The sequence below is a fragment of the Spirillospora sp. NPDC048911 genome (assembly GCF_043198015.1).
Lineage (GTDB): Bacteria > Actinomycetota > Actinomycetes > Streptosporangiales > Streptosporangiaceae > Spirillospora.
Window position 1 is genome coordinate 132,004 of the sequence record NZ_JBICUD010000010.1, and the last position, 8,459, is coordinate 140,462.

General features: G+C 68.7%; 2 protein-coding genes. Both read right to left on the bottom strand.

Features of this window, described 5'->3' with window-relative positions; all coding sequences use genetic code 11:
• Nucleotides 1–45: 45 nt before the first annotated feature.
• Entirely contained in the window at nucleotides 46–1,002 is a 957-nt protein-coding gene (locus ACGFNU_RS37490) for a hypothetical protein (RefSeq protein ID WP_392601326.1), read from the bottom strand.
• 1,143 nt (nucleotides 1,003–2,145) lie between these two features.
• On the bottom strand, nucleotides 2,146–8,433 hold the full coding sequence (locus ACGFNU_RS37495) for a type I polyketide synthase (protein ID WP_392601327.1): 6,288 nt from the start codon (nucleotides 8,431–8,433) through the stop codon (nucleotides 2,146–2,148).
• Nucleotides 8,434–8,459 lie beyond the last annotated feature (26 nt).

The window sequence follows — 8,459 nt, forward strand, 5'->3', positions numbered from 1 at the left end:
GTCCAACGCTTGTACCTGGCTGCACGAGTCTTACCGACACCCCGTCTACGTGTCGTCGTCGTTGGTGGGGGAGAGGGCGGCTTCGGCTTGGAGGGCGCGTTGGAGGTGGGTGGTGGCTTCGACGCGGGCTGTGTCGCGTTCGGCGGTGAGGGCGTCGAGGGTGGCGGTGAGTCTGGCGGTGGTGGTGAGGTGGGTTTCGCGGACGGTGTCGCGTTCGCGGTGGGCGGCGGCGATCGTCTCGGCGGCGGCAGTGCGCTCCCGCTCTGCCCGCTGTTCGGCGGTGTCGGCTCGGGCGGTGGCGGTCTGGGCGGTGTGCTCGGCTCGGGTCAACGCCTGACGGAGTGTGCTGATCTCGTCCTGCAGAGCGTTTAGTTGTTCGGTGGCGTCGGCGAGCCGGCTGCCGGTGGCGGCGAGTTCGCCGGTGCGCTGGTCCAGGTCGGTGCGGGTGCGGGCGTGCGCGTCCTGAGCCCCGGTCAGGGCCTGACGGAGCTGACGCAGATCCTGTTCGGCCTCGGCCAGCCGCTGCTCGTTCTGGCCGAGACGATCCTGCGTGGTGCGTGCGGCGCGTTCGGCGGCCTGGCGGGCCTGGGCTTCGGTGCGGGCGGTCTGGTGGGCGGCCTCGGCGGCGGCCCGGGCGGTGCGGGCGATCTCTTCGGCTGCCAGCGCACGTTCCTCGGCGTGGTCGCGAGCGGTCTGGGCCGTGCCAGCCTGGACGCGGGCGGCGTCGGCGTCGAGCTCGGCGCGGTGCCGGGCTGACTCGGCCTCGCGGGCCCGAGTGTCGGCCTGGACGGCCTGCTGTTCCAGTTCGGTGTTGCGCGCCACGACCGTATCGATGATCTCTTGCAGCCGATCGGCGGCCTCCCGCTCGCGGTCGGCGCGGTCGCGGGCTGCGGCGGCCATCCCGGTCAGGACGGTGCGCAGCGCGGACAGCGGCTCGGCAACAGCGGTCGCCCCCGCGCTGCGGTTGGCAGCATGCGCCTCGGCCTGGCAATCGGAGATCACGTTCTGCTCAGCGTCCAATTGCGGCGGGCAGTATTCCGGACGGCGCCCACGGGCCTTAGGCGGCCGCGGCAACGCCGTGTCGCAGTACTTACACCGCCCCCACGGCGCCGCCGGATCCGCCCCAGGCCGCCGCCCCCCGCGGCCCGGCGGGATCTCACTGTCGGCTGCCTGCTCGATGGGCACCGCTACCGGCCCGGACTCTCCAAGGGCATCAAGATCACTGCTCACCGCACCATGCTCCCATTTCTTTTCTTGACAAGCAATGAAATCAGATAGGTCGATTGTCTGGGCAGGAAACCGAGACAGCGCATAATGACGGTTATGCGCCAGTCCGCCGCCGGCAGATGATCACGAATCGCAGAGAAGCAGACATCGGGCGTCGCTGATCAAGGAAGAGGCGTTGTCCACCAACGCCTTCCTCGGGCTGCAGGCCGCCGGGCTCCACGCGGTCCTGCCGCATGCCAGGCCCAGGCACGCGCTCTGCACCCATCCCGCCGACTGTCGATTGCCGAACGCAACCGCCGGTGGGATGGATCCCTCCGGAACTGACCGCCCGTCAACCACCGAAAGCACGGCCGATGGTGCCGCGTCCGCGCAGCTCAGTGCCCGACCCGCGCTCCAGTACACCGCGGCGGACCGGCCAAGTGCGTGTCATCACCACGCCGGGCGGGCTGGGCGGGCCCGCGACTCTGCAGATAACAACGCAAGCGCCACCAGATCCGGCCAGCTGGCGGCCGCAGGAGATCGTGTCAGAACCGGCTCCGACCGCCAGACCACAGGTCGGGCCAGGGTGGAGATGTTCGCCTCGATCCGGCGGGACGCGCGGATCGAGGGTTTGGGTGTCTGTGCGCTCGCCCGTAAGTACGGCATGCACCGTCGCACGGTGCGTTGATGTCGGCGTGGCCGAAGCCGCGCAGGTCTCGGCTTGATCCGTTCAAGCCGGCGATCGATGTGATGCTGTGGGCGGATTTGGACGCGCCGCGCGAGCAGCGTCATGCCAACAAGCGGATTCTTGATCGGCTGGTGGCCGAGGCGCGGAGCCTGGCCGAGCCGACCTGCCGAGCCGCTGACACCGTCGTCTGTGAGTTGCGGTCGCGTTGGTCAGGGCCGTTCGCGGTGGCGAGCATCGAACGTCGCGTATGGTCATTCAGTGGTTTGCGAGAGGGAGGCAAGCCATTCTTGGAGGACTGCGACCGTCGATTCCGCATGCTCTTCCAGCATGTTGAAATGGTTTCCCTGTGCCGTAAGTGCTTGGTGTGGAGGTGACCAGCTGAAGGTTATCGGCTCGCCGTCGGGAGCGGTGATAGGGTCTTTCGGCTTGATGACGACGCATGGCACGCCTGTGGGTTCTGGGGTCCAGCCGGCGAACACTCGCAGATAGGCGCCCATCGCAATGACCTTGCGGCTGTCCATGAGGCCGTACTGCTGGTCGAGGTCGATGGCGTTCGCGCTGACGCCTTTGGCGATCACAGGGAGTGTGTTCTCGTCGTCGGGCGCCGGAGGATCCATCAGCACCAGAGCTCTCGGGGACGCGCCGGTGCGTTCTAGTCGGGCCGCCACGGCGTGGGCCACCCATGCCCCTGAGGATCGGCCGACGATGACGAAGGGGCCGTCGGCGTGCGCCCGGACCGTCTCGGCTTGCAGATCGATGAGGGCTTCGACGGCCGCCGGGAGTGCTTCGCCTTCACGGAAGCCGGGGTGGGGCAGGATGGTCACGTCCCGCTGCCCGCGATATTGCTGGGCGAACCTGGCATATTCCTGGATCCCCGAGACCATGACCAGGGAGGGGAAGCAGAAGAGGGCCGGCCGCTGTTGTCCTTGGGCGAGCCGGACAGGCCGGAGATTCCTGCCGAGTTCCTCCGGAGTTTCAGCTGATCGAGACATTCGCGCGGCGGCCTGAATCATCTGCATGCCATCGTCGATCTTCCCCTGTGCGCAGGCTTGGAGGAATAGCGCCAGGATTGAATTGTCTGTCTCTGGCGTATCGTTTGGCGGGGTCTGTGGCGAAGGTTTCGCTTGGCCGTCGGTGGTGGGAAGCCGCTGTTCGATGTAGTGCGCCAGGGCCGCGGGCGTCGGATGGTTGAACACCGCCGAGACGGGGATGCGGAGCCCGGCTTGCGCGAGCAGGTTCCGGAATTCGACGGAGACCAGCGAGTCGAACCCCGCGGCAAGGAACTCCTGTTCTGCTGGGATCAGATCGGAGCCGTTGCGGCCGAGGGCGGCTGCCGCCTGGGCGCGGACAGACTCCAGCAGGACGCCTTCACGTTCCGTGGACGGCAGTCCCGCGAGACGGGCACGCAGTTTCCCTCCGCTATCGGGGTCTCCTTCTCCGGAGGCTCTCCGTAGCGGTAGCCGCACCAGTTCTCGGAACAGGTGCTGGACTGATCCCGTCCTTGACGCGCGTGCCTGCAGCCCGGCCGTGTCCACCCGCGCCGGCACGAGTGCGGGACGCCCGCTCCGCAGGGCGGTATCGAGGAGCGCGACGCCTTCGTCGGTGCTGAGTGGTGCCGCCATGCCCAGCCGGGCCATCCGGGCGAGATCGGAGTGGTCGAGGTGCTTGGTCAGGTCGCTGGCCTGAGCCCATAGACCCCACGCGAGTGACGTGGCGGGGAGCCCGTGAGCGTGACGGTGTGACGCCAGCGCGTCGAGGTAGCTGTTGGCCGCGGCGTAGTTCGCCTGGCCTGGCGACCCGACGGTCGCGGCGACCGAGGAGAACAGGATGAAGGCGTCCAGTCGGCGATCGATGGTCAGCCGGTGCAGGTTCGCGGCGGCGTCGACCTTCGGGCGCATCACGCGCTCGATGCGCTCCGGTGTGAGCGTCGGCACGACACCGTCGGCGAGTGCTCCGGCCGCGTGGACGACCGCGGTCAACGGATGGTCTTCTGGTATCGAGTCCAGGAGGAGTGTCAAGGCGGCGCTGTCGGCTACGTCGCAGGCTCTGATGGTGATGGAAGCGCCGAGGGCGGCCAGTTCTGAGTGCAGTCGCCTGGCCTCGTCGTTGTCCGGCCCGCGCCGATTGACGAGAAGCAGATGCCGGACCTGGTGTTCGGTGATGAGGTGCCTGGCGACGATGCGGCCGAGCGTCCCGGTCCCGCCCGTGATCATCACCGTTCCCCGCTCGGTGAACGTGACGGGTTCGGCGTCCTCGGGAGAGGTCGCGGCGACGAGCCGGGGAACCAGCAGGACGGACGACCGAATCGCGATCTGCGGCTCGCCGGTCGCGATGGCGGCCGGAACGTCGCGGAGCGACCGGTCATGCCGGTCGGCATCGATGATCACGATTCGCTCGGGGTTCTCCGCCTGGGCCGCGCGGAGCAAACCCCAAACGGGTGCGTGTGCCAGGTCGGTGACATCTTCGCCGGTAGCGGTCGATATGGCCTGCCGAGTCACGACGGTCAGCCGAGATTGCTGAAGCCGTTCCTCGGCGAGCCATTCTGAGACGAAGTCGAAGACCCGTTGTGTCGCCTCCCGTGTGGCGGGGCCGGTCCGTCCGTCCTGCGGCGGGAGTGACAGCAGGATCTCGTTCGGCGGCGCGGCGGGCGAGTCGAGCAGAGATTCCAGGCTCTCGTAGCTCTCCACCGGCTGCCCGGCCTCGATGAGCCTGGTCGTGAGCCGAAGGCCGTCGGAGTCGATGACGGCCCAGCTTGGCCCCGTTTCACAGGCGCCGCTCTGTGGAGCCTTGACCCATTTCACCTCGTATAGATCGTGCTGCCCTGACTCGTCGCGGAGCCGGCCGACTTCGGCGGGCCGCATGCTCAGGGAGGTCGCGGACAGTACCGTCGCCCCCGAGTCGTCCATGGCGACGAGGGAGATCTCCGCCGGCCCGCGCCTGGTCAGCCGGAACCTCGCAGCCGCGGCGCCGGGGGCGTGCACCCGCACTCCGCTCCAGGAGTACGGCAGCAGAATCTTCTGACCGGCAGCGTCGTCAGCGGCGGACGCGTCGTCGGCGGACGCGGCGTCGTCGGCGGACGCGTCGTCGCCCAGCGCGTGCAGCGCCGCGTCCAGCAGCGCGGGATGGAAGGCGCACCGGGACGCATGCTCCCGCTCCTCCGGTGGAAGGCTCACCTCGCAATAGAGATCGTTTCCAAGTCTCCATGCTGATCGCAGTCCGAGGAACGCCCCACCGTACTGGTAGCCGCGCCCGGCAAGGCTCGCGTAGAGCTCGGGAATGTCGATGGCGGCGGCATCGGCCGGCGGCCATGACGGGTTGTCGAGCGGCTCGGCCGGCTCGGGTTCAGCCTGTGAGAGGACTCCTACCGCGTGCGCGGTCCAGGGCTCCGTTCTCCCCGGCGCCGGCTGGCTGCGACGGGCATGGACGGTGAAGTGGCGGGAACCGATCTCGTCCGGCGGTTGAAGGGTGAGCTGAACGTCGATGGCGGAGTCGGCCGGAACGACGAGCGGCGTCTGGAGGATCAGTTCCTCGACGTGCGGCCGGCCGACGTGGCGGCCGGCCTCGGTCGCCAGCTCGAGGAAGGCCGTCCCGGGGAGCAACACGCGGCTCGCGATGGCATGTCCGGCCAACCAGGAGTGCGTCGGCAGGGAGAGCCGCCCGGTCAGCACCGTCTGTCCTTGGTCCGCGAGGTCGATGACCGCGCCGGCCAAGCAGTGATCGGTCGGCGTCAGGCCGGTGCCGCCGATGTCGCTGTGACCGCGGCCGGTGAGCCAGAACCGCTGGCGTTGGAACGGATAGGTGGGAAGTTCCACGTGATCCGCGCTCGTCTCAGGAGCGAGGGTCGACCAGTCGATTTCTTGGCCGTGGGAGTGCGTCCCGGCGACGGCTGCGCCGAAGGAGAGCAGGTCCGGCCTGTCCCTCCTGAGGGTCGCGGTGATGAACGGCCGGGCGGCGGTCGTCTCCGCCATGACGTGCTCGGCGGTATCGGCCATCGCGGCGGCCAGGAGCGGCTGCGGCCCGATCTCGATGAAGGCTCGCTTGCCGGATTCGACCAGTGCCGAGATGACGTCGTGGAACTCCACACGGTCGCGCAGGTTGCGATACCAATAGTCGCATCCCAGCGCCATGGAGTTCATGGGTGTGTCGTGGGGTTGGCCGGCGACGGTCGAGTAGAAGGGGATGTCGGCTGGTCGGGGAGTGATATCGGCCAGGGCGTCCATCAACTGGTCATGGATCTGTTCTACGTGGAAGGAATGGGCCGCGTACCCGACCGCGATCTGTCGTGCTCTCAACCCCTGCGCCGCGAATTCGCTGAGCATTTCTTGGATGGCCGGTTCATCGCCGGAGACGGTGACATCCTCCGGACCGTTGACGACTCCGACGCACAACCGGCCGTCCCATCCGGCCAGGTGTCCGCTGATCTCCTCGACGGGCATCTGTACGGCGGCCATTGTGCCTCGGCCTCCTTGGAGACCGGCGAGAGCCTTGCTGCGGAGCGCGACGATCCGGGCCGCGTCGTCGAGGGACAGCGCGCCGGCCACGTGGGCGGCTGAGATCTCTCCTTGGGAATGGCCCACGACGGCATCGGGATGAACACCATGGCTGCGGTACAACGCCGCCAGTGCGGTCATCAAGGCGAACAGCACCGGCTGGACCACGTCCGTGCGCTCCAGTGCGGGGGCTTGAGGTTCTTCACGCAGGACGTCCAGCACCGACCATCCTGTGTGCGGCCGGAGTGCTTCGTCGCAGCTGTCCAGGGCGTCCCGGAACGCCGGCAGAGTGGAATGGAGTTGCAGGCCCATGCCGGGACGCTGCCCGCCCTGCCCGGGGAAGACGAACACGATCCCGCTCCCGCTCCGGGCCGTGGACGCCGTTCCCCGCACGAGATGAGGGCTGTGCCGACCCTCTCTGAGTGCGTCAAGGCCGGTCATCAGCTCTTCCGCCGAGGTTCCGAGAAGCACCGAGCGTTGTTCGAAATGGGTGCGCCCGGAGGCCAGACGGTACGCGACGTTTCCGGTATCGACGTCGGTGAGTTCGGTCAGGCGGTCGTGGAGCCGGGCGGCGGCTGCTTTCAGAGCCTTGTCGCTCTGCGCGGAAAGCGGCCACAACAACAGCGGCGGCGTCTGAGCGGGAGAAGGGGCGGGGCAAGGCTCGGCACGAAGGGGAGGCGCTTGTTCCAGTATCAAGTGCGCATTGGTACCGCTCATTCCGAACGCGGAGACGCCGGCGCGAAGCGGGCGGTCTCCGCGTGGCCAGGGGACGGTCTCGGTGAGGAGTTCCACCGCCCCGCCGGCCCAATCGACGTGCGGGGAGGGGCGGCCGATGTGGAGGCTCTTGGGGAGCACACGATGGCGGAGCGCCATGACCATCTTGATGAGGCCCGCGACGCCGGCCGCGGCGACGGTGTGCCCGATGTTGGATTTGAGCGAGCCGAGCCGCAGGGGATCGTCCCGGTCCCGTCCGTAGGCGGCCAGCAAGGCGTTCGCTTCGATCGGATCCCCCAGCGGGGTGCCCGTCCCGTGTGCCTCGACGGCGTCGACCTGGTCCGCGCTCAGGCGGGCGTCGGTGAGGGCATCGGCGATGACACGCTGCTGTGCGAGCCCGTTGGGGGCTGTCAGACCGTTGCTGGCACCATCCTGGTTGATCGCGCTGCCGCTGATCACCGCGAGGACCGGATGCCCGTGGCGTAGCGCGTCGCTCAGCTTCTCCAGCAGGACGACGCCGCCGCCTTCTCCCCATCCGGTGCCGTCCGCGGCCGCCGAGAAGGATTTGCAGCGGCCGTCGGGAGCCAAGCCCCGCTGACGGCTGAACGCGATGAACCCGCCGGGGGTGGCCATCACGGTGATCCCGCCGGCGAGCGCCAGCGTGCATTCACCGCGGCGCAGCGCCTGGCAGGCGAGGTGTACGGCGACGAGCGACGAGGAGCACGCGGTGTCGACGGTCAACGCCGGACCCTCAAGGCCGAGCACGTACGCGAGCCGGCCTGCCACGACGCTGCCCGAGCTGCCGGTCAGCAGATGGCCTTCCATGGGGTCGTGCATCTTGTCGAGCCTGGGGCCGTAGTCCTGCCAGGCCACCCCGGCGAAGACCCCGGTCCGGCTGCCGCGCAACGCGGTCGGATCGAGTCCCGCGCTCTCGACCGCCTCCCACGCGATCTCCAGCAGAACGCGCTGCTGGGGATCCATGGCCAACGCCTCGCGCGGGCTGATGCCAAAGAACTCCGCGTCGAATCCGGCCGCGTCGCGCAGGAAACCACCTTCGCGCGCATAACTCGTCCCAGGCTGGTCGGGATCGGGGTTGAACAGGCCCGTGAGGTCCCACCCCCTGTCGTCAGGGAACGGAGAGATCGCGTCCACGCCGTCCCGGGCCAGCTTGAACAACTCCTCGGGGGATTCGACGTCCCCTGGAAACCGGCATCCGGCACCCAGGACGGCCACCGGCTCGTGCGCCTGTTCCCTCAGCTCCCGCAGCTCGGTCCGCGCACGGAGCAGGTCGGCCGTGGTCTGTTTGAGCAGCGATCGGAGCTTCTGTTCGCGCATTGCTCTACCCCTGCCTGCCGCGGACC

Bases quoted from the DNA above. Each gene is read 5' to 3' on its own strand.
- ACGFNU_RS37495 (WP_392601327.1), bottom strand. From the start codon at position 8,433: ATGCGCGAACAGAAGCTCCGATCGCTGCTCAAACAGACCACGGCCGAC.